We start from the raw sequence: 21,872 nt of genomic DNA on the forward strand, positions 1-21,872 counted from the left end.
CGATTGGGGGCAAGCGGAAACGAACAAGGCGCTAGAACAGCGCGGCCTGGCGCGGCGGCAACAGCGGCCAATGCATCAGGGTCTGGTAACCATAGGGATCGCCGCCGGCCGCGACCAGTTCGATCCGGTCGATGGTCCAGGCGATCGGCGCGATCGGGACCGTCCTGCATTCTTGATCGAGCTGGCGCTTGGCGAAGTAACTCAATGTGACATGCGCGTTGTGGCCCAGGCGATCCGCGATGCCTTCGGCATTCAACCGGCGCTGCACTGCGTCGAGCAGCTCGGCAAATGCGGGCGGCTTTTCGGCCCGGCCCTTCAATGTCCAGTGGATCGAGTTCGCCGGTTCGCCATCGCTGGCGATCCGGTCGAACGTCAGGCTGGCGCTGGAGGCGACCAGCCCGTCGCAGGCGCGCAGCAACTTCTCGCGGCACGCCATCGGGTACTTGTCGGACAACGACTGATGCCAGTTCGCAGGCGCCACCATGGCGCGCGCATCTTCTGCTGTCAGCGCAAACGCATCCAGCCGTGCCGCTATGGCATGGCGAACCTGCGCCGGCGGGCGCGCCATGACGATCAAGCCCGCGCGCATCGGTCAGGCCCCATCGGGAATCTCGGCCTCGACCAGCTGCGCCAGCAGGCTCAGCGACTCCTGCCAGCCGAGGTGGCAGAACTCGACCGGGATCTGCGCGGGAATGCCTTCCTGGACGATGTCCAGCTCGGTGCCGCAGGCCACCGCGCGCAGCTTCACCGTCACCCTCATCTCGCCCGGCAAGTCCGGGTTGTCGAAGATATCGGTATGGCGGATCAGCTCGCCCGGCACCAGCTCCAGGTAGGTGCCGCCGAAGGACTGGCTGGAGCCGGTGCTCAGGTTGGTGAAGGACATCCGGTAGCTGCCACCCACGCGCGCATCCAGCGCGTGCACGGTGGCGACGAAGCCGTGCGGCGGCAGCCATTTGGCCAGCGCCGCCGGCTCCAGGAACGCGCGGTAGATGCGCTCGGCCGGCGCGCGCAGGACGCGGTGCAGGCGGACGGTACCGGGATTGCCGTTGCTCATGGTGGTTTCCTCATCGGTGATGGCGCACGCAGGATGGCACGCGCTCATGACACCGACGAATGGGGTGGACCGGTTTCGACACTGCACCCTCGTGCCCGGATCAGGCGGCAGACGCCTCCAGGAAATCCTGCGCGAAGCGCTGCAGCACGCCGCCGGCCTCGTAGATCGCCAGTTCCTCGGCGGTGTCCAGGCGGCAGGTCACCGGCACGTCCACGCGGGTGCCGTCGGCGCGGGCCATGGAGAGCGTCAGCGTCGCGCCGGGGGTGCGCGCGCCGAGCACGTCGAACACTTCGCTGCCGTCGATGCCCAGGGTCTTGCGCGTGGTGCCGGCGCGGAATTCCAGCGGCAGCACGCCCATGCCGACCAGGTTGGTGCGGTGGATGCGCTCGAAGCCCTCGGCCACGATCGCCTCGACCCCGGCCAGGCGCACGCCCTTGGCCGCCCAGTCGCGCGAGGAACCCTGTCCGTAGTCGGCGCCGGCGACGATCAGCAGCGGCTGCTTGCGCGCCATGTAGGTCTCGATCGCCTCCCACATGCGCACCACCTGCCCTTCCGGTTCCAGCCGGGTCAGCGAACCGCGCTGGACCTGGCCATCGACCACGGCCATTTCGTTGAGCAGTTGCGGATTGGCGAAGGTGGCGCGCTGCGCGGTCAGGTGATCGCCGCGATGGGTGGCATACGAGTTGAAGTCCTCTTCCGGCACGCCCATCCGCGCCAGGTATTCGCCGGCGGCGCTGTCGGCCAGGATCGCGTTGGACGGCGACAGGTGGTCGGTGGTGATGTTGTCGCCGAGCACCGCCAGCGCGCGCATGCCGCGCAACGTGCGTTCGCCGGCCAGCGCGCCTTCCCAGTACGGCGGGCGGCGGATATAGGTGCTCTGCGGACGCCATGCGTACAGCGGCGCCACCTGCGCGGCAGCCAGCCCGCTGCGCGCGAACATCGGCTCGTAGACCTGGCGGAACTGCTCGGGCTTGACGCTGGCGGCGACGATCGCGTCAATCTCCGCGTCGCTGGGCCACAGGTCCTTCAGCGTCACCGGCTGGCCGTTCTTGTTCACGCCCAGCACGTCCTTCTCGATATCGAAACGGATGGTGCCGGCGATCGCGTACGCCACCACCAGCGGCGGCGAGGCCAGGAACGCCTGCTTGGCGTAGGGATGGATGCGCCCGTCGAAATTGCGGTTGCCCGACAGCACTGCGGTGGCGTACAGATCGCGCGCGATCACTTCCTGCTGGATCGCCGGATCCAACGCGCCGCTCATGCCGTTGCAGGTGGTGCAGGCGAAGCCGACGATGCCGAAGCCGAGCTGTTCCAGCTCCGGCAGCAACCCGGAGGCTTCCAGGTACAGCTGCACCGCCTTGGAGCCCGGCGCCAGCGAGGTCTTGACCCAGGGCTTGCGCAGCAGCCCGCGTGCGTTGGCGTTGCGCGCCAGCAACCCGGCCGCGATGACGTTGCGCGGATTGCTGGTGTTGGTGCAGCTGGTGATCGCGGCGATGATCACCGCGCCGTCCGGCATCAGGCCTTGCGCCTGTTCGGCCTTGCCGGACGCCAGCTTGGCCGCATCGGCGATGCCGCGCGCGGCCAGGTCGCTGGTGGCCACGCGCTTGTGCGGATTGGACGGGCCGGCCATGGTGCGGGTCACGCTGGACAGGTCGAACTGCAGCACGCGTTCGTACTGCGCCGCGGCCAGGTCGTCGGCCCACAGTCCCGCGACCTTGGCATAGGTTTCCACCAGCGCGACCTGGGTGTCGTCGCGGCCGGTCAGGCGCAGGTAGTCGATGGTCTGCCGGTCGATCGCGAACATCGCCGCGGTGGCGCCGAACTCCGGGGTCATGTTGGAGATGGTGGCGCGATCGCCCAGGGTCAGCGCGGCGGCGCCTTCGCCGTGGAATTCCAGGTAGGCGCCGACCACTTTTTGCGCGCGCAGGAATTCGGTCAGCGCCAGCACCAGGTCGGTGGCGGTGATGCCCGGCTGCGGCCGCCCGCGCAAGGCCACGCCGACGATGTCCGGCAGGCGCATCCACGACGCGCGCCCCAGCATCACGCTCTCCGCTTCCAGCCCGCCGACGCCGATCGCCAGCACGCCCAGCGCATCCACGTGCGGGGTATGGCTGTCGGTGCCCACGCAGGTGTCCGGGAACGCCACGCCATCGCGCACCTGCACCACCGGCGACATCTTCTCCAGATTGATCTGGTGCATGATCCCGTTGCCCGGCGGAATCACATCGACGTTCTCGAACGCGCGCTTGGTCCAGTCGATGAAGTGGAAGCGGTCGGCGTTGCGGCGGTCTTCCACCGCACGGTTCTTGGCGAACGCGGCCTTGTCGAAGCCGCCGAATTCCACTGCCAGCGAGTGGTCCACGATCAACTGCGTCGGCACCACCGGATTGACCTGCGCCGGGTCCCCGCCGCGCTCGGCGATCGCGTCGCGCAGCCCGGCCAGATCCACCAGCGCGGTCTGGCCGAGGATGTCGTGGCACACCACGCGCGCCGGGAACCACGGGAAATCCAGATCACGGCGGCGTTCGATCAGCTGCAGCAGCGAGGCATCCAGCGTGGCCGGATCGCAGCGCCGCACCAGGTTCTCGGCGAACACGCGCGAGGTGTACGGCAGCGCGGCATAGGCGCCGGGCCGAAGCGCATCGACCGCGGCGCGCGCGTCGAAGTAATCCAGCGGCGTGCCGGGCAGGGATTTGCGGTAGTGGCTGTTCATGGCTGGCTACAGGTTGAGAAAAGCAAAAAAGCAAAACGAAGACGGAATTTCCTTCTCCCACCGGGAGAAGGTGCCCCGAAGGGGCGGATGAGGGTACGGGCGAAGCCTAGTGCAAATGAGTCCCACATGAGGCGGATGAGGGTCCGGGCAAAGCCTCGTGCGCCATACTCCGCGAGACGCTTTCGCGCCTTACCCTCACCCCAACCCCTCTCCCGGTGGGGAGAGGGGCTACGGCTGTTCCCCTTCTCCCTGCGGGACCATGGCCCCCTTTTCGGGGGAAGGTGCCCCGAAGGGCGGATGAGGGTGCGGGCGAAGCGTCGTGCAAATCGAGTTCCCACATGAGACGGATGAGATACGAACGAAGCCCACTGCACTCAAACATCTCGAGGCTGCGCCCGTACCCTCACCCCCGGCCCCTCTCCCGATGGGAGAGGGGGAGTATCACTCCCGCCGGTCGATCGGCACGAACGTCTGATCCTCCGGCCCGGTGTAGTTCGCGCTGGGGCGGATGATCTTGCCGTCGATGCGCTGCTCGATGATGTGCGCGCTCCAGCCGGCGGTGCGCGCGATCACGAACAGCGGCGTGAACATCGCCGTCGGCACGCCCATCATGTGGTAGCTGACCGCGCTGAACCAATCCAGGTTCGGGAACATCTTCTTGATCTCCCACATCACCGATTCCAGGCGTTCGGCGATGTCGTACATCTTGCGGCTGCCCTGTGCGTCGGACAGCTCGCGCGCCACGTCCTTGATCACCTGGTTGCGCGGATCGGACACCGTATACACCGGATGGCCGAAGCCGATGATCACTTCCTTGCGCTCCACCCGCGCGCGGATGTCCGCTTCCGCCTCGTCGGGCGTGTCGTAGCGCTTCTGCACCTCGAACGCGACCTCGTTGGCGCCGCCGTGCTTGGGCCCGCGCAACGCGCCGATGCCGCCGGCGATGGCGCTGTACATGTCGCTGCCGGTGCCGGCGATGACCCGGCAGGCGAAGGTGGACGCATTGAACTCGTGCTCGGCGTACAGGATCAGGCTGGTGTGCATCGCCTGCACCCACTCCTCGTGTGGCTTTAACCCATGCAACAGATGCAGGAAATGGCCGCCGATCGAATCGTCGTCGGTCTCCACCTCGATGCGCCGGCCGTTGTGGCTGTAGTGGTACCAGTACAGCAGCATCGAACCGAGCGACGCCATCAGCTTGTCGGCGATGTCGCGCGCGCCGGGATGGTTGTGGTCGTCCTTCTCCGGCTGCACGCAGCCCAGCACCGACACGCCGGTGCGCATCACGTCCATCGGATGCGCCGACGGCGGCAGCTGCTCCAGTGCCGCTTTCACCGCCGCCGGCACCCCGCGCAGCGAGCGCAGCTTGGCCTTGTAGCCGCGCAGCTCGCTGTTGCTGGGCAGCTTGCCGTGCACCAGCAGGTAGGCGATCTCCTCGAACTGGCTGCTGCGCGCCAGATCCAGGATGTCGTAGCCGCGGTAGTGCAGATCGTTGCCGCTGCGGCCCACCGTGCACAGCGCGGTGTTGCCGGCGGCGGTACCGGACAGGGCCACGGATTTCTTCGGCTTGAAGGCCGGAGCGGCCTGGCTGGCGTTGGTGTCGTTCATGCGTGTTCTCCCGGGTATTGCGGTCGTGTCATCGAGGCGGATCAGCGCGCGGGCGCATCCGGCGGCAGGCCGCCGGCGCGCTCGAGCAATTGCTGCAACATGGCGATCTGGCGGTTCTGCTGCTCGACCAGCGTCGCCCAGTCCTGCTCGCGCAGCTGGTTGAGCTTCTCGTGCACCTGCAGGATCTCCAGCTCGGATTTGATGTTCACTTCGTAATCGTTCTGCGCGCGCAGGCGGTCCACTGCGGCCTGGCGGTTCTGGCTCATCATGATCACCGGCGCCTGGATCGCGGCCAGGCACGACAGGCACAGGTTGAGCAGGATGTACGGATACGGATCGAAGCCGCCGTGCAGCAGCACGCTGTTGAGCACGATCCACGCCAGCAGCACCAGCGCGAAACCGATGATGAAACTCCAGCTGCCGCCGATCTCGGCGACGCGGTCGGCGATGCGCTCGCCGAGCGTGCGGTCGTGATCGGCCTGCTTGACGATGTCGCGCGCCACATGGCGCTTGGCGATGAAACGCTCCACCACCTCGCGCTCGGCGTCGGGCAGCTTTTCCAACTCGGTCTGCAGCAGCTGCCGCGCGGTCTGGCGGCGGTCGATGCGGCCGCGTGGCGGCGTGGTGCCGGCTTGGGTGTTCATGGACGTGCTCGGGCGAGGGAACCGGCGTGGATCATGCGCCCTTGCCGGCGAACAAGGCATCCAGGCGCTGCTCGAAGGCGTGGTAGCCGATGCGTTCGTACAGCTCCTCGCGGGTCTGCATGGTGCCCACCACGTTCTGCTGATGGCCGTCGCGGCGGATCGCCGTGTACACCGCCTCGGCGGCCTTGTTGGCGGCGCGGAACGCCGACAGCGGGAACAGCTGGATCGCCACCCCGGCCTGGGCCAGTTCGTCGCGGGTGAACAGCGGGGTCTTGCCGAATTCGGTGATGTTGGCCAGCACCGGCACCTTCACCGCGTCGACGAAACGGCGGTAGGTGTCCAGGTCGTAGGCGGCCTCGGCGAAGATGCCGTCGGCGCCGGCTTCGACGCAGGCGATGGCGCGCTCGATCGCCGCGTCCACCCCATCCACCTGGATCGCGTCGGTGCGCGCGATCAGGAAGAAATCGGCATCGGTCTTGGCATCGGCCGCGGCCTTGACCCGGTCGGCCATCTCGCCCTGGCTCACGATCTCCTTGCCGGGCCGGTGGCCGCAGCGCTTGGCGCCGACCTGGTCCTCGATATGGCAGGCGGCCGCGCCGGCCTTGATCAGCGCCTTGATGGTGCGCTCGATGTTGAACGCGCTCGGGCCGAAGCCGGTGTCGATGTCCACCAGCAACGGCAGGTCGCAGACATCGGTGATGCGGCGCACGTCGATCAACACGTCGTCGAGGGTGTTGATGCCCAGGTCCGGCAGGCCCAGCGAGCCGGCGGCGACGCCGCCGCCGGACAGGTAGATGGCCTTGTAGCCGGCGCGTTGCGCCAGCAGCGCGTGGTTGGCGTTGATCGCGCCGATCACCTGCAGCGGCGATTCGGCGGCCAGCGCGGCGCGGAAACGGGCACCGGCGGAAACATGCGACATGGCGAACTCCTGAGCGAGGGCGGCGGCCCGCACGGCCGTTCCGCGATGGGCGCCAATCTGGCACCATCGCTGCAGCCGATCAATCTTGATTCAATGAATCAACCTATCAGCGAATGCCGATGCCTCCCGCCGCCGACCGCAACCTGATCTCCGCCGCCGAGGCCTGCGCCCTGCTCGGCATCAGCAGCGCCACGCTCTATGCCTACGTGAGCCGCGGCCTGCTCAGCTCCCGCGCCGGCGCCGACCACCGCAGCCGCGCCTATTTGCGCGCGGAAGTGGAGCGGCTGGCGCAACGCAAGCGCGCCGGCCGCGGTGCCGCGCGTGGCGCCGCGCAGAGCCTGGACCGCGGGCTGCCGGTCCTGGAGACGCACATCTCGCTGATCCGGCCCGACGGCCCCTACTACCGCGGGCGCTCGGCGGTCGCCGCCGTGCGCGAAGGCGCCGGCCTGGAGGACATCGCGCGGCTGCTGTGGGACTGCGCGGACGAGGACCCGTTCGCCAGCCCGCCCCTGCCCCCCTGGCCCCCGCGCGTGGCGCCGCTGGCCGGCGACGCCACGCTGCCGCCGCTGGAGCGCGCCATGGCCTGCATTCCGCTGCTGGCCTTGGAGCTGCGCCAACCGCTCAATGCCGCGCCCACGGTGCGCCGCGAGATCGCCGCCAACTTGCTGCGGCAGAACGCTGCGCTGCTGGTCGGCACCCAGCCGGACACCCGGCCGGTGCACCGCCTGATCGCCGACCGCTGGCGCCCGGGCGATGCCGACTTCGCCGAACTGGTGCGCGCCACCCTGGTGCTGTGCGCCGATCACGAACTCAACGTCTCCGCCTTCGCCGCACGCGTGGTCGCCTCCACCGGCGCGCCGCTGCACGCCACCGTCAGCGCCGGCCTGGCCGCGCTGTCCGGCCCGCGCCACGGCGGCGCCACCGCCCGCGCCCACGCCCTGCTGCGCGACGCCCAGGACGCCGCCGATCCAGCCGCCTTCATCGCCGAACGCTGGCAGCGCGGCGACGACCTGCCCGGCTTCCACCACGCCCTCTATCCGAACGGCGACCCGCGCGCGGCGGAAGTGCTGCGCCTGCTGCGCGAGCGCTGCGGCCAGCATCCGCAGATGCGGCATGTGGAAACGGTGCTGGCCGCCGCGCAGGACTGCAGCGGCCAGGCGCCCAACATCGACGGCATGCTCGCGGCGATCTGCCTCATCCACGACCTGCCCGCCGCCCACGCCCTGGTCCTGTTCGCCGCCGCACGGCTGTCCGGCTGGCTGGCGCATGCGCTGGAGCAGCAGGCGCTGGGCAAGCTGATCCGCCCAAGGGCGCGCTATGCCGGGATGATGCCCGATGGCGCAGCGCCGGGCTGAGCGCGGCGCCGTTCAATGCGCGGCGACCACCACGATCGTTCGCGCGCCTTGCACACCACTTGGCGGCACTGGTTGCACTAGCACGACGGACCAAAGCAACGCCGTGTGCGGCCCCCGTGCACGCCAACGTTCTACTTCTTCGGCGGAGCCGCGCCAGTGTCCGGCGAAGCGGTCACGGTATCGCGCCGAAAGTACAGTCGCGCATCGTCGCGCTCCAGCACCAAGGCATAGACCTCGCCTTGCGCATTGCGCAGAAACTGGCATTCGATCGCATCCGGCGGCGGCGTGGCGATAAAGCGGCTCGGGGTCAGCGCGCGCAACGTCAGCACGGTCTCGTCGCCATCGCTGAGCTGCAGGCGGCCATCGACGACAGCGACGGTCAACGCCGGCGCCTCGAAGGCCGCCAGATTGCCCCGCAGATCATCGGCCAGCGGCTCGCTCCGGTAGCGTCCGGGATAATGCGAGGCCGCGCCCTGGGTCAAATCCATGGCGATGCTGGCGACCGGCGGGGCGAAGCGCGGATCCAGCGCGTCCCAGATCGCATTGCGGATCTCCACGTTCAATTCGCTGCCGCGCGCGCCATTGCTCAGGATCACCAGGCCATCGCCGCTGACCAAGTGACCCTCGATCCATGCGCGGTAGCTGTCGTTGGCGCCACCGTGGTGGAAATAGCGCGCGGCGCCGCTGCCACCCAGGCGCGGCCCCAGCCCATGAATGCTCGGTTGCACCTCGCTCATCATGTCCAGCGCCAGCGGTTGCGGCAGCAGACCGCCCGGCTGTTGGTAGCTGGCGATCAGCGCGGCGACGAAGCGCGCCAGATCGTTGGCGCTGGTCCACAGGCCCGATGCCGCCAGCTCCGGAAAACTCTGCCAGCCGCGCGGGCGCGCCACCGGGCGACCGTCAGCATCATGGGCCATTGCCACATTGGCGACGCCGCGTGCCGACGGATCGAGAAAGCCGCTGCGGTCCATGCCCAGCGGCGCGAAGATCTCGGCGCGTGCCACACGCTCCAGCGAACGACCGGTGCGATCTTCGATGGCCTTCTGCTCTACCATCACCCCACCGCCCGAATAGCGCATGCGCGTTCCCGGCGCATCCACACGGCGCAACGCCTCGTTCTGCGCAGGCGCGACACCCTGCAGCGTCTGCAACAGCGTCGGCAACCGCGCGCCGGGCGCATAGTCCGCGAATCCGTGCACATTGAGTCCGGCGGTATGCGACAACAACATGCGCAGCGTGATTGCGCTCGGATGGTCGCCCACCGGGATCTGCCAGCCGCGCAAATAGGCGTCGACATCGCGATCCAGGTCCAGTTGCCTGCGCGCCACCAGGCGCAGCGTGGTCGCCGCGGTCACCACCTTGCTGACCGAACCGACCGAGAACAGCGTGTCCGCGTCCACCGCATCAGGCGCTTCGCTGGCACGCACCCCGTACCCTTCGGCATAGACGACGCGTCCGTCCCTGAAGACCGCGATCGCCACGCCGGGGACGCCGTAATGCTGCATGCGCTCACGTAGCGACCAGTGCGGCAGCGCCTGGCCCGGCTCCAGCACGCTTGGCCGCAGATCCGCGGCGAGCGCTGCCCGCACGCGATGCTCGACCGCCGCATCCGCATCGGCCGGGAGCGCTGCAGCGTTCCCCGCGCACAGCAGTGTCCAGGCCAGCAGCAACGCTGTACCGATTCGCGCAGTAGCGCAAGTAAGACGTCGTTGTGCCTGCGCCACGCTCGCCATGCCCACTCCTTGGTTGTCGGAACAGCCCGCAACCCATCGCCGCAGGCGACGGTGCGATAAAAGATGTTTCGGCGCTCAGCGCCGTACCGCGACCTCTGGTCCAGCCACTGCGCCATGCTGCTGCAGATAGCGCACCACGTCTGCGCCATGCGCCTGGTTGAGCGGCGAACGCCAGCGTTGCTGATCCGCCCACACCCCAAGGTTGATGTCGGCACCGCGCGCCAGCAACGCACGCACCACCGGCAGATGGCCTTCGCGCGCGGCATTGATCAGGGGCGTTTCGTCGTACTGCACGATGCCGTTGACGTCGGCGCCGGCGTCGAGCAGGCGCTCTACCACCGGCAAGTGTCCTTGCATCGCCGCGACGATCAGCGGGTTGCCGTCACGCAACAGCGCCTGGTTGGGGTCGGCGCCGAGTTCCAGCAGGGTGTCCACCATCGCCAGGTCGCCGGCGCGCGCGGCCTGGATCAGCGGGGTCCCGGAGACATCCAGGTCGGCGAGCGCCGCATTGACGCTGGCGCCTGCAGCGATCAGGCGGCGCACTTCGTCCTGTTTTCCGGTCGCTGACGCCTGCAACAGGGCAGCGACGGTCGAATCGGCCCGCCCCGCCGTCGGTGGTCTACCGACGAGCGGCAGCCGCGGCGTGGCCGCCACGACCGCGACGCCGACGCCAAGCGAGATCGCCGCGCAGCCCAGGGGCCAGCAGACGCGGCATCCATCGACCGGTTGCCGCACTGGGCTGCAGCAACTGATCGATGCGCCGTCGCACGCCATGCCGCCCACCCAGCATGGCGGTGCCGAACGCCCTGGCGCTGCCTAGCGCCGCCCGCGTTTCCAGCGCTGCCACCAGTGCATCGGCATAGCGGCGGCCGCTGCCCATCCGCTTTGCCGCGGCGGCGTCGCATGCCAGTTCGCGGGCCAGGTCCAGCTGCGCGCCCAGCATGCGCAGCGCAGGGCTCCACCAGTACAGCGCAAGGCACAGCCGCTGCAGCAACGACGCCCAAAGATCGTGGCGGCGCACATGCGCCAGTTCGTGATGCAGGATGCCCAGCAACAACGGCTCGGGCAGCGACTGCGCCAGGCCGCGCGGCAGCAGCACGCAGGGACGACGCAGACCGACCAGCATCGGGCCGGACACCGCGTCGGATACGCGAACCTCCACTCGCATCCGCGCAGCGGCGATTGCCGTATCGAACGCAGCGCAAGACACGCCATCGGCGCGCAGGCGTCGCGCTTCCCGGTATGCCGAGCCGAGCCCACGCAACGACCACAGCGTACCCAGCAACCAGAACAGCGCGAGCCATCGCAGGGCATCGGCACGGGGCCACGCCGCGACCACCGTCGCGGGCGTGTCGATACTCTGCCGCGCCTGCGGCATCGGCAACGGGGAACGCGATGCCACCTGTGGCGCCGCTGCGGTCGGCCGCAACGGCATGTCGATCGCCGGCGACAACGCCAATAACGGCGCCACCACTGCCGCAAGGAACAGGCATCCCACGAAACGTGCACGCAGCGCCGCGTTCAGCGGCCGCAGGCGCGCGATGCCCCAGGCCAGCCCCAGCAGCAATGCGCTCTGCCACACATGCTGCAGCGCCAGATGCAGCAGCGCGTCGAGCGTCGTGGTCATGGCTGTTCGTCCTTGTCGGCTGTTGCATCCACACGGCGCCGCAACGCCGCGATCTCATCGTCGCCGAGCGGGTGCTCGTCGATCAGGTGTTGCGCCAACACGTCGGGCGAGCCGTTGAAGAATTGCTTCAGCAACTGCTCCAACGCCTGCCGGCGCGCCTTGGCGCGGCTGAGGGTGGCGCGATAAATGAAGGCGCGGCCCTCGGTGCGGTAGCTGACAAACCCCTTCTTCTCCAGCACCTTGAGCAGGGTCAGCACCGTGGTGTAGGCCACTGGCCGCTGCTGCGCCAACCGATCGGCGACTTCGCGCACCGACGCCTCCTTCCGCTCCCACAGCACTTCGAGGATCTGGCGCTCGGCATTGGTCGGAGAGGAAGAGGCGGGGCGAGCCATGTAGACGACTAACGAATTAGTTGAAACAAGCCTAGGACCTGCTGCTGCGCCCTGTCAACTAAAAAATTAGTTTTTCGCAGACCTGGGGCTGCGCACGGAGCACGCAGCGATCAACGCGCAATGCCACCGACCCGAACCCAAACACTCATCGCCAAAACCAAGCCGGCAGTGTACAAATGTACACCATGAATCCCCTCTCCCCACAGCGCGCCGCCATCCTCGCCTACGTCCACGACTGCGCCGAGCAGGCCGGGCGGCCGCCGAGCCTGGCCGAGATCGCCGAACGTTTCGGCTTCGCCTCGCGCAATGCCGCACGCAAGCACGTGCAGGCGCTGGTCGAGGCCGGGCTGCTGGAGCATGTGCCGCAGCAGGCGCGCAGCCTGCGACCGGCGCAGGCGCAGGCGCGCAGCGGGCTGATGCGGCTGCCGGTGCTGGGCCGGGTCGCCGCCGGCGCGCCGATCGGCGCCGATGTCGGCCTGGACCAGCAATTGCGGCTGGACCGCGCCTTGTTCGCGCTGCGTCCGGACTACCTGCTGCGCGTGCAGGGCGATTCGATGATCGACGACGGCATCCTCGACGGCGATCTGGTCGGGGTGCGCCGTGCCGCCGATGCGCGCAACGGGCAGATCGTGGTGGCGCGGCTGGATGGCGAACTCACCATCAAGCGCTACCGGCACGACGGCGAACGCATCCAGCTGCTGCCGCGCAATCCGGCCTATGCGCCGATCGTGGTGCAGCCGGGCCAGGACTTCGCCATCGAAGGCCATTACTGCGGGCTGATCCGGCAAGGCTGATGGCGGCCGTCGTCGCCCTCGACCGCCTGCTGGCCGAACGCCGGGTCTGGCGCGGCCAGCCGACCGCGCTGCCGCCCAGCGCGCAGCCCACCGGCCATGCCGCGCTCGACGCCGTGCTGCCGGCGCGCGGCTGGCCGGAAATGGCGCTGACCGAACTGCTGCACGCCGCCGACGGCATCGGCGAACTGCAGTTGCTGTGGCCGACGCTGGCGCGGCTGTCGCAGGGCGGCGGCCGCATCGTCCTGGTCGATCCGCCCTATCTGCCCTACCCCGGCGCCTGGGAACAGGCCGGGGTGGCGCTGCCGCAGCTGCAGATCGTGCGCGCCGGCGCGGACGCGGCCTGGGCCGCCGAGCAATGCCTGCGTTCGGGCAGCTGCGCGGCGGTGCTGTGCTGGCCGGCGCAGGCCAACGACAAGACCCTGCGCCGGCTGCAGGTGGCGGCCGAGACCGGGCGCGCGCTGGGCTTCGCCTACCGACCACTGAAAGCCTCGGCCAATCCGTCGCCGGCCGCGCTGCGCCTGGCCATCGATGCCGCACCGGCGCAGCTGCGCGTGCTCAAGTGCCGCGGCGGCATGCCGCCGGCGCGCGCCATCGCGTTGTCCGCGCTGGCCGCGCCGGCGTCGGCTTGAGGGCGCGCGCATGCGCTGGGCCTGCATCCTGCTGCCGCAGCTGGCACTCGACACGGTGCTGCGGCGCTGGCCGACGCCGGACGAACCGCTGGCCCTGCTCGCCGGCCCGCCGCAGCGGCGCACGCTGAAGGCGGTCAACGCCGCCGCGCGCGCGCGCGGGCTGCAGCCCGGGCAATCGCTGGCCACCGCGCAGGCGCTGTGCGACCGCTTCGCCACCGCGCTGCACGATCCCGAGGAAAGCCGCCGCAGCCAGCAGTTCCTGGCGGCGTGGGCGTACCGCTTCAGCTCGCTGGTCAGCACCGACTATCCCGGTGCGCTGCTGCTGGAGATCGAGGCCAGCCTCGGCCTGTTCGGACCCTGGCCGCGCTTCGAGGCCCGCCTGCGCGAGGAGCTGACCGCCCTGGGCTTCCGCCACCGCATCGTGGTCGCGCCGCATCCGCTGGCCGCGCGCGTGCTGGCCAATGCGCACGACGGCATCGCCCTGCTCGACAATGCCGCGCTGCACGGCGCGTTGGGCCAATTGCCGATCGCCCGCGCCGGACTGCAACCGGGCCTGGCCGACGCCTTCGCGCGGATGGGCCTGCGCAAGCTGCAGCACCTGTTCGCCTTGCCCCGCAGCGGCCTGGCGCGGCGCTATCCGCCGGCGCTGCTGCAGCACCTGGACGCCTTGCGCGGACAGGCGCCGCTGCCGCTGCAGTACTACCTGCCGCCGGACCGCTTCGATGCGCGGCTGGAACTGGGCTACGCGGTGGAATCCAGCCAGGCGCTGCTGTTTCCGCTGCGCCGGCTGACCGCCGACCTGGCGGCGTTCCTGGCCGGGCGCGACGGTGGCGTGCAGCGCTTCCAGCTGCATCTGGAACACGAAGGCCTGGACGACAGCGTGGTGCCGGTCGGGCTGCTCGCCGCCGAACGCGATGCGGCGATGCTGTTCGAACTGGCGCGCGGCCGCCTGCAACACGCCAGCGTGCCGGCACCGGTGCAGGCCATGCGCCTGCGCGCCGACGAACTGCCGCCGTTCGTGCCCGCCGCGCGCGAACTGTTCGACGACCGCGCGCAGCAGGCGCTGCCCTGGGAACAGCTGCGCGAACGCCTGCGCGCACGTCTCGGCGACGATGCCGTACACGGCCTGCGCGCGCACGCCGACCATCGCCCCGAGCAAGCCTGGCGCGCCGAATCGGCCAAGCCGGCAGCGTCGATCAAGCAAGGCAAAGCGCCAGCGAGCGCCGCCGCGCTGCCGCGCCCCGGCTGGCTGCTGACCCGGCCGATCCCGCTGCGCGAGCGCGCCCCCGAACGCCTGGCCGGCCCGGAACGTATCGAAAGCGGCTGGTGGGACGACGGCGACGTGCGCCGCGACTACTACATCGTGCGCACTCGCCAGGGCCAGCGCGCCTGGGTGTTCGCGCCGGCCGATGCGCAGGACGCGCTGATGCTGCACGGCTGGTTCGCATGAGCCATACCCCGCCGCACCCGCGCATGCCGCCACGCCTGCGGCTGCTGCCGATGCCGGCGCCGGCCAGCGCGTCGCGCGACCTCGCGGACCCCGCTCTACCCGACTACGCCGAACTGCATTGCCTGTCCAACTTCAGCTTCCAGCGCGGCGCCTCGCACGCCTGGGAACTGTGCGAACGCGCAGTGCGCCACGGCTATCGCGCGCTGGCGATCACCGACGAATGCAGCCTGGCCGGCATCGTGCGCGCCTGGCAGGCGGCCAGGGAGTACGGCCTGCACCTCATCGTCGGCAGCGAATTCCAGCTAGAACACAGCCCCAAACTGGTGCTGCTGGCGGAAACCCTGCACGGCTATCAGCAGCTGTGCCGGCTGATCACCATGGCCCGGCGTCGCGCCGACAAGGGCAGCTACCGCGCGCTGCGCGAAGACTTCGACGGCGACCTGCAAGGCCTGCTGTGCCTGTGGCTGCCACGCGGCGACAACGACGACAGTGCGGACGGTGCATGGCTGCAAACGCGTTTCCCGCAATGTCTGTGGCTGGCGGTGGAACTGCTGCGCGGCCCCGACGACGCCGCGCTGTTGCAGGCGCGCCTGCACCTGGCCCAAACCCTGCAGCTGCCCGCCGTGGCCAGCGGCGACGTGCACATGCACGCGCGCGGCCGCCGCGCCCTGCAGGACACCCTGACCGCGATTCGCCAACGCCTGCCGCTGCACGAAGCCGGCGCCCATCTGTATCCCAACGGCGAGCGCCACCTGCGCCCGCGCGCCACGTTGGCGGCGCTGTATCCGCCCGCGCTGCTGGCCGAAACGGTGCGCATCGCGCAACGCTGCACGTTCGAACTCGGGCAACTGCAGTACGAATACCCGCACGAACTGGTGCCGCCTGGGCACACGCCGACGCAATGGCTGCGCATCCTCACCGAACAAGGCATCATCGAGCGCTGGGGCGAAGCTGGCGCGCCCGAGAAAGCGCGGCGCCTGATCGAGCACGAACTCGGCGTGATCGAACGCCTGCAGTACGAATCCTATTTCCTCACCGTCTACGACCTGGTGCGCTTCGCGCGCTCGAAGAAAATCCTGTGCCAGGGCCGCGGCTCGGCGGCGAACTCGGCGGTGTGTTACGCGCTGGGCATCACCGCGATCGATCCGGACCGCATCGGCATGCTGTTCGAACGTTTCATTTCCGAGGAGCGCAAGGAGCGGCCGGACATCGACATCGATTTCGAGCACGACCGCCGCGAGGAAGTGATCCAGTACATCTTCAACCACTATGGCCGCGAGCGCGCTGCGCTGGCGGCGGTGGCGATCAGCTATCACACGCGCAGCGCGGTACGCGACGTGGCACGTGCGCTGGGCCTGCCCAGCGACACCGTCGATGCACTGTCCTCGGCGCTGGGCCAGCGCGATCCAGTGGAATCGGCTCAGGATCTGCTGCGCGAACGCGGTTTCGACCCGGACACGCCGCTGATGCGCCGGCTGCTGGTGCTCACCGGCCAACTGATCGGCTTCCCGCGGCACCTGTCGCAGCATCCCGGCGGCTTCGTGATCTCCGAGCATGCGCTGCATACCCTGGTACCGGTGGAGAACGCGACCATGGCCGAGCGCACCGTGATCCAGTGGGACAAGGACGACCTGGAGTTGGTCAAGCTGATGAAGGTCGACGTGCTCGCGCTGGGCATGCTCAGCGCGCTGCGGCGCACGCTGGATCTGCTGCGCGCGCATCGGGGCAAGAACTACAACCTGGCGACTATTCCCGCCGAAGACCCAGAGACCTACGCGATGATCCAGCGCGCCGACACCATCGGCGTGTTCCAAATCGAATCGCGCGCGCAGATGGCGATGCTGCCGCGGCTGCAGCCGGAGCGGTTCTACGACCTGGTCATCCAGGTGGCGATCGTGCGTCCGGGCCCGATCCAGGGCGGCATGGTGCATCCGTACCTGCGCCGGCGCAGCGGCGAAGAGAAGCCCGACGACTTGCCCGAGGAACTTCGCGAAGTGTTCAAACGCACCCTCGGTGTCCCCTTGTTCCAGGAACAGGTCATGCAACTGGCGGTCAATGCCGCTGGCTATACGCCGGGCCAGGCCGACCAGTTGCGCCGTTCCATGGCCGCCTGGAAACGCCACGGCGGACTGGAACCGCATCGCGAAAAGCTGATGGATGGCATGCTGAAGAAGAACTACACGGCCGAATTCGCCGCACGCATCTTCGAACAGATCAAGGGCTTCGGCAGCTACGGCTTCCCCGAGAGCCACGCCGCCAGCTTCGCCCTGCTCACCTACGCCAGTTGCTGGCTCAAATGCCATGAGCCGGCGGCCTTCACCTGCGCGCTGATCAACAGCTGGCCGATGGGCTTCTACAGCCCCGACCAATTGCTGCAGGACGCGCGCCGCCACGGCCTGCAGGTGCGCCCAGTCGACGTGCGCTACAGCGACTGGGACTGCAGTCTGGAAACGTATAACCCCGACCCCAAGGTACAGCCGGCGATCCGCCTGGGCCTGCGCATGGTCCGCGGCCTGGCCGAGGACGCCGCGCTGCGCCTGCAGCAGGCGCGCGCGCAGGCGCCCTTCCGCGACCTCGCCGACCTGTGCCACCGCGCCGCGCTCGACGACAAGGCCCGCGCCAGCCTGGCCGACGCCGGCGCGCTGAAAGCACTGGCCGGGCACCGCCACCGCGCACGCTGGGCGGTGGCGGGCGTCGAGGCGCAGCGCCCACTGTTCGAGCCGCTCGACGCCACGCCGGAACAGCAGGTGGCGCTGCCGTTACCCAGCCAAGGCGAAGACATCCGCGCCGACTACGCAACGATCGGCACCACCTTGGGCAAGCACCCCATGGCGCTGCTGCGCCGGCAGCTGGCCGCGCGCCGCTACCGCCACTCCGCCGAGCTGCGCGACTTGCCCCACGCCAGCGCGGTCGCCATCGCCGGCCTGGTGACCATGCGCCAACGCCCGCAGACCGCCAGCGGCGTCACCTTCGTCACCCTTGAGGACGAGCACGGCCTGGTCAACGTGGTGGTGTGGCGACGCCTGGCCGACCGCCAGCGCCAGGCGCTGATCGAATCCCGGCTGCTGCTGGTGCGCGGACGCATAGAGACCGAAGGCAAGGTCCGCCACCTGATCGCCGGCCACCTCGAAGACCTGACGCCCATGCTGCTCGGCCTGGACATCCGCAGCCGCGATTTCCATTGAGCCGGCAAACGCAGCCACGCGTGCCCTGCGCGGCGAACAGACCGGTCACGGCGATTGCGACGGCGCCTCCACGGCCTTGCCGCATGCCTGCGCCGCCCGTTGCACCGCCTCGGCTTCGCCCAGGCCTTCGCGGTAGATGGCGGCAGCCAGCTCGCGCCTGGCCTTGCTCGACCCGATCGAACCGTTGCTGGCGATATCCGACAGCGGCCCGCCCAACTGGCGATATCTGGCCACCAGCTTGGCCGTCGCTGCCGTGCTCGTGCAATCCACCGGTGCCGCCTGCACCGGCGCACCCAACATCAGCAAACACGCAGCAGCTGCACGCACCGCAGCGACCCGCACGGCATCGCCGCGCCCACGCCAACAGCACCGGCGAACAGGCCACAACGGCATCAGGCCGCACGTAGCGTCATCCACCCCATGTGGACAACGCCGCTGCAAGATAGCCACGGCGAATGCCTGCGCCAGCCGTGGTGTGACGAAACCCCGCTGCGCCGGAGCAGGAAACCGAATCCGCGGAACCAAAGGCGTCGGCAACATCGTCGCTGGCTGTCGATCGCGCAGGCACGAACAACGGCGTGCGCCGCCCGATCTGGCACCAGGGACGCCAATGACGCACGCCACGCACCCTGACCGAACCCCCACTCGAGCCGTTACAGGGACCGCGTTTACGGCAGCCTACCCAGCCCGGTCAGCAGCGTCTGCACGCCTTTCCAGCCCCAGTACACCCGATGGCACGCGATCAGGCCGCGCGCGTCGAGATCCATGACTTCCACCAGGTCGACCTGATCGCCCTGCGGCGTTTCTCGCGGATATTCCCACACCACTTGGCGGTGGGACGCATGGCAACGGCCGGTGCGATACCAGCGACCGAGGCGGTTTTCGGGCTGTGCGAAAGAGGCAGCGAAGAACGTCCTGATCGCCTCGCGCCCCTGCAGCCTCCCATCTTGCCGCCCTGCGGAGACCACATACGCCAACGGCGTTTCCAGCATCGCGTCTTGCGCATACAGCGCCATCAGCGCGTCCAGATTCCGTGCGACGACGCTGCGGTGCCATTGCTCGAAGATGCGGCGGGCATCGCCTTCCGCGCCGTTCGACCGCGCTTCGATTCCGCTCATGCAAGACACTCCGAATGTAGTGCGCTGCAGTCTAGGAACATGCGCAGGCCGTCGATTCGATGCGTATCGAAGCGTTCCGGCAAGGCGCGCTCTATGATGGCCGTGCCCGCCAGGAGTGCACACGATGCCGGTCGAACAGCCCAAGCTTGCCGCGACCGCCTTCCTCATCGCCGATCCCGCCCGCGCCGCCATGTTGATGGCGCTGATCGATGGGCGCGCCCTGCCTGCCGGCGAACTCGCCTTCGCCGGCGGCGTCACCCCGCAGACGGCGAGCTCGCACCTGGCGAAACTGCTGGACGGCGGCTTGCTGGCGGTCGAAGCCCAGGGCCGCCACCGCTACTACCGGCTGGCCGGTTCCCACGTCGCGTTCGCCCTGGAGAACCTGGCGACCCTCGCCGCACCCGCCGCACCGCGATGCCGAAAAGCAGGGACCAAGCAGCAATCGCTGGCCTTGGCCAGATGCTGTTACGACCATCTGGCAGGGCGACTGGGCATCGCGGTGACCGAAGCGCTGGAGCGGCGCGCGCTGATCGTCAGACAAGACGACAAGAAATACGCGGTGTCCACCGAAGGCAGCGCGTGGTTCGCGCGGATGGGGCTGGACGTTTCGCGCCTCGTCCCGACCAGGCTCGGCATCGCACGACAGTGCCTGGACTGGACCGAACGCAAGCACCACCTCGCCGGTCCGCTCGGCGTCGAATTGCTTGCGCTGCTTTGCGCCAAACGCTGGCTACGCCGCAGCGACGGCTCGCGCGCGATCCACATCACCGATAGCGGCTGGGCCGGCCTGCACACGGAACTGGGAATCCACCGGCTTGCCGGCGACGAACTGACACTTGCTTCCTGAGCGCCAAACCATTCCGACAGTTGCAATGCGCTCTACGCAGGAGTCTCAGCACCGGATCGCGCGGCAGCGAGGAGCGCCGCGGCCATCGCATAGGGATCCGAACTCACCGGTCGCGAACGACGCCTTTTTTAGAAGGCTCATGCTTCGGAAGCGTCCAGCGCATACCGGCGCTGGCAGTGCTCGCAGAAGAACGCGCGCCGCTGCGCCTTGCCGAGCTGCTTGCGATAGGTCAGCAGATGACCGTCGCGCGGGCAGGTGGTCTTGGTATGCACCTGGTAGTGCTTCTTCAGCACGAAGGCCTTTTTCCAGTTGTAGAAATCGAAGCTGTACTCGCGCGCCTGCGTCACCAGCTCGGCGAGCTTGCGCGGCGGCAATGCCCCGATTTCGCTCTCCGGATGTACGCGGATGCGAAATAGCACCTCGTTCTTGATGATGTTGCCGACCCCGGCAAACACGTCCTGGTCCAGCAACACATCGGCGGCCAGCGTACGCGGCCGCAGGCGCAACTTGCGCCGCGCCTGCGCCGCATCCCAGTCGGGGTTCATCACGTCCGCGGTCCAGTCATAGGCCTCGTCCAGCGCGCCCTCGATGAACTTGATCGAACACGCGTAGAAATTCAGCTCCTCGCCCTTGGCGAAGCCCAGGCTCAACCGCGGCGACGCGTCCTTGCGCGCATTGATCCGGTAGCTGCCGAACAGCAGGAAATGGATGCGCACACTGAACCCGTCGAACTCGATCAGGAAGTGCTTGCCCCAGCTGCGCAGCGACAGGATCTTGCGGCCCAGCATCCGCGCCAGCTCCTGCTTGCTGTTGCCGGACACCCGCAGCACCTTGCGGCCCGCGAACGCGGCCGCCTCTTCTTTCAGGATGACGATCGAAGGACCTTCTGGCATGCCTGCAGTATCGGGAATGGCCGTGAGCCGATCGTGAGCCGAAACGATCCTGTATCGACACGGTGCTTACATGCGCTGTTTGCTGCCTCGAGTTGCAGGCAAGTAAGCCCTGATTGACACGCCTCGACGCACATGTACAATTATTTGTACAACTGGAGCCCGATATGGACACCATCACGTACAGCGCCGCACGCGCCGCCCTCGCAGACACCATGGACCGCGTCATCAACAACCACGAGCCGGTGATCATCACCCGCAGCCGCGAGCAATCCGTGGTCATGCTGTCGCTGGAGGACTACAAGGCGATGGAGGAAACCGCCTACCTGCTACGCAGCCCGAAGAGCGCGCAGCGCCTGCTGGAATCCATCGCCCAGCTTGAGGCCGGTCGCGGCAAGCCGCGCGAACTGGCCGAGTGATGCTGCAGTTCTCGGACAACGCCTGGGAGGACTACCTCTACTGGCAGCAGACCGACAAGAAGATGCTCAAGCGCGTCAACGACCTGATCAAAGCCATCCAACGCGATCCCTTCCAAGGCGTCGGCAAGCCAGAACCGCTGCGCCACGCCCTGGCCGGCTATTGGTCGCGGCGCATCGACGACGAACACCGCATCGTCTACAAGGTCGAGGCCGGCGTCCTGCTGATCGCGCAGGTGCGCTACCACTACGTGTAGCTTCGTTGCTACAGCACGATGCGTAGGTGCTCTGCCGTAACGACGGTTTGCAGGGCCAATGCAGGACAACAAAAAAGCCGGCACATGACCGGCTTTTTCCGTTTCGCGAATCCCCATTGGAAACCAGGAATCTTTTTTGGTGGGCGGTGCAGGGTTCGAACCTGCGACCCTTGCCGTGTGAAGGCAATGCTCTACCGCTGAGCTAACCGCCCGTGTCGCGAGCCGCACATTATAGGGCTGC

At 68.6% G+C, this 21,872-nt stretch carries 21 protein-coding genes and 1 tRNA gene; 8 read left to right on the forward strand and 14 right to left on the reverse strand.

The features are described 5' to 3' along the window. Positions 1-31: 31 nt before the first annotated feature. The 6 genes from AB3X08_RS16110 to prpB all read right to left on the reverse strand — a co-directional run bounded on the left by AB3X08_RS16110 (position 32) and on the right by prpB (position 6,938). Positions 32-589, reverse strand: coding sequence for a hypothetical protein (locus tag AB3X08_RS16110; protein WP_369933833.1), 558 nt, complete (start codon positions 587-589; stop codon positions 32-34). A gap of 3 nt (positions 590-592) precedes the next feature. Then, on the reverse strand, positions 593-1,054 hold the full coding sequence (locus tag AB3X08_RS16115; RefSeq protein WP_369933834.1) for an SRPBCC family protein: 462 nt from the start codon (positions 1,052-1,054) through the stop codon (positions 593-595). A gap of 100 nt (positions 1,055-1,154) precedes the next feature. After that, positions 1,155-3,767: a Fe/S-dependent 2-methylisocitrate dehydratase AcnD gene (gene acnD, locus AB3X08_RS16120; RefSeq protein WP_369933835.1), complete on the reverse strand. Its 2,613-nt coding sequence runs from the start codon at positions 3,765-3,767 to the stop codon at positions 1,155-1,157. A gap of 441 nt (positions 3,768-4,208) precedes the next feature. Then, on the reverse strand, positions 4,209-5,375 hold the full coding sequence (gene prpC, locus AB3X08_RS16125; RefSeq protein WP_369933836.1) for a bifunctional 2-methylcitrate synthase/citrate synthase: 1,167 nt from the start codon (positions 5,373-5,375) through the stop codon (positions 4,209-4,211). Between the two features lie 41 nt (positions 5,376-5,416). Beyond that, positions 5,417-6,019 carry a DUF1003 domain-containing protein gene (locus AB3X08_RS16130; RefSeq protein ID WP_369933837.1) on the reverse strand — a complete coding sequence of 201 codons (603 nt, stop codon included), beginning with the start codon at positions 6,017-6,019 and terminating at the stop codon, positions 5,417-5,419. A gap of 31 nt (positions 6,020-6,050) precedes the next feature. Continuing rightward, the gene (gene prpB / locus AB3X08_RS16135) at positions 6,051-6,938 is read right to left on the reverse strand and encodes a methylisocitrate lyase (RefSeq protein WP_369933838.1); all 888 of its coding nucleotides are present in this window, start codon (positions 6,936-6,938) and stop codon (positions 6,051-6,053) included. 119 nt (positions 6,939-7,057) lie between these two features. On the opposite strand from prpB, the gene AB3X08_RS16140 reads away from it, so the two are divergent. Then, on the forward strand, positions 7,058-8,293 hold the full coding sequence (locus tag AB3X08_RS16140) for a citrate/2-methylcitrate synthase (RefSeq protein ID WP_369933839.1): 1,236 nt from the start codon (positions 7,058-7,060) through the stop codon (positions 8,291-8,293). A 131-nt stretch (positions 8,294-8,424) separates the two neighbouring features. On the opposite strand, the gene AB3X08_RS16145 is transcribed toward AB3X08_RS16140, so the two are convergent. The 4 genes from AB3X08_RS16145 to AB3X08_RS16160 form a co-directional block, all read right to left on the reverse strand. Continuing rightward, complete coding sequence (locus AB3X08_RS16145; RefSeq protein WP_369933840.1) at positions 8,425-9,882, reverse strand: serine hydrolase domain-containing protein; 1,458 nt, start codon at positions 9,880-9,882, stop codon at positions 8,425-8,427. A 219-nt stretch (positions 9,883-10,101) separates the two neighbouring features. Continuing rightward, positions 10,102-10,569, reverse strand: coding sequence for an ankyrin repeat domain-containing protein (locus tag AB3X08_RS16150; protein WP_369933842.1), 468 nt, complete (start codon positions 10,567-10,569; stop codon positions 10,102-10,104). A 76-nt stretch (positions 10,570-10,645) separates the two neighbouring features. Then, on the reverse strand, positions 10,646-11,653 hold the full coding sequence (locus tag AB3X08_RS16155; protein WP_369933843.1) for a M56 family metallopeptidase: 1,008 nt from the start codon (positions 11,651-11,653) through the stop codon (positions 10,646-10,648). Next, positions 11,650-12,045 carry a BlaI/MecI/CopY family transcriptional regulator gene (locus AB3X08_RS16160; RefSeq protein WP_369933844.1) on the reverse strand — a complete coding sequence of 132 codons (396 nt, stop codon included), beginning with the start codon at positions 12,043-12,045 and terminating at the stop codon, positions 11,650-11,652. Before AB3X08_RS16160 ends, AB3X08_RS16155 begins: the two co-directional genes overlap by 4 nt. 185 nt (positions 12,046-12,230) lie before the next feature. On the opposite strand from AB3X08_RS16160, the gene lexA reads away from it, so the two are divergent. From lexA to AB3X08_RS16180, 4 genes are read left to right on the forward strand one after another with little or no spacing between them, the layout of a single operon-like run. Beyond that, positions 12,231-12,839, forward strand: coding sequence for a transcriptional repressor LexA (gene lexA, locus AB3X08_RS16165; RefSeq protein WP_369933846.1), 609 nt, complete (start codon positions 12,231-12,233; stop codon positions 12,837-12,839). Beyond that, positions 12,839-13,468, forward strand: coding sequence for a translesion DNA synthesis-associated protein ImuA (imuA, locus tag AB3X08_RS16170; protein ID WP_369933847.1), 630 nt, complete (start codon positions 12,839-12,841; stop codon positions 13,466-13,468). The genes lexA and imuA overlap by 1 nt, the downstream gene beginning before the upstream one ends. Before the next feature lie 10 nt (positions 13,469-13,478). Beyond that, the gene (locus tag AB3X08_RS16175) at positions 13,479-14,918 is read left to right on the forward strand and encodes a Y-family DNA polymerase (RefSeq protein ID WP_369933848.1); all 1,440 of its coding nucleotides are present in this window, start codon (positions 13,479-13,481) and stop codon (positions 14,916-14,918) included. A gap of 50 nt (positions 14,919-14,968) precedes the next feature. Next, complete coding sequence (locus tag AB3X08_RS16180; protein WP_369938555.1) at positions 14,969-18,103, forward strand: error-prone DNA polymerase; 3,135 nt, start codon at positions 14,969-14,971, stop codon at positions 18,101-18,103. Positions 18,104-18,148: 45 nt separating this feature from the next. Here AB3X08_RS16180 and AB3X08_RS16185 read toward each other — a convergent pair whose 3' ends face one another. Beyond that, positions 18,149-18,445, reverse strand: coding sequence for a hypothetical protein (locus AB3X08_RS16185; protein ID WP_369933849.1), 297 nt, complete (start codon positions 18,443-18,445; stop codon positions 18,149-18,151). Positions 18,446-18,771: 326 nt separating this feature from the next. Then, positions 18,772-19,221 carry a nuclear transport factor 2 family protein gene (locus AB3X08_RS16190; protein ID WP_369933850.1) on the reverse strand — a complete coding sequence of 150 codons (450 nt, stop codon included), beginning with the start codon at positions 19,219-19,221 and terminating at the stop codon, positions 18,772-18,774. 124 nt (positions 19,222-19,345) lie between these two features. On the opposite strand from AB3X08_RS16190, the gene AB3X08_RS16195 reads away from it, so the two are divergent. Next, on the forward strand, positions 19,346-20,068 hold the full coding sequence (locus AB3X08_RS16195; RefSeq protein ID WP_369933851.1) for an ArsR/SmtB family transcription factor: 723 nt from the start codon (positions 19,346-19,348) through the stop codon (positions 20,066-20,068). Positions 20,069-20,205: 137 nt separating this feature from the next. Here the strand turns inward: AB3X08_RS16195 and AB3X08_RS16200 are convergent, their stop codons facing one another. Beyond that, positions 20,206-20,961, reverse strand: coding sequence for a DNA-formamidopyrimidine glycosylase family protein (locus AB3X08_RS16200; RefSeq protein WP_369933852.1), 756 nt, complete (start codon positions 20,959-20,961; stop codon positions 20,206-20,208). A 164-nt stretch (positions 20,962-21,125) separates the two neighbouring features. Between AB3X08_RS16200 and AB3X08_RS16205 the strand changes: the two genes are divergently transcribed. Together AB3X08_RS16205 and AB3X08_RS16210 are read left to right on the forward strand one after the other, a co-directional pair. Next, the gene (locus AB3X08_RS16205) at positions 21,126-21,377 is read left to right on the forward strand and encodes a type II toxin-antitoxin system Phd/YefM family antitoxin (RefSeq protein WP_369933853.1); all 252 of its coding nucleotides are present in this window, start codon (positions 21,126-21,128) and stop codon (positions 21,375-21,377) included. Continuing rightward, entirely contained in the window at positions 21,374-21,631 is a 258-nt protein-coding gene (locus AB3X08_RS16210; protein WP_369933854.1) for a Txe/YoeB family addiction module toxin, read from the forward strand. The genes AB3X08_RS16205 and AB3X08_RS16210 overlap by 4 nt, the downstream gene beginning before the upstream one ends. 137 nt (positions 21,632-21,768) lie before the next feature. Here AB3X08_RS16210 and AB3X08_RS16215 read toward each other — a convergent pair. Continuing rightward, a tRNA-Val gene (locus AB3X08_RS16215) sits at positions 21,769-21,843 on the reverse strand. Between the last annotated feature and the right edge of the window lie 29 nt (positions 21,844-21,872).

This window comes from Xanthomonas sp. DAR 34887 (genome assembly GCF_041245805.1).
Taxonomy (GTDB): Bacteria; Pseudomonadota; Gammaproteobacteria; order Xanthomonadales; family Xanthomonadaceae; genus Xanthomonas_A; species Xanthomonas_A tesorieronis.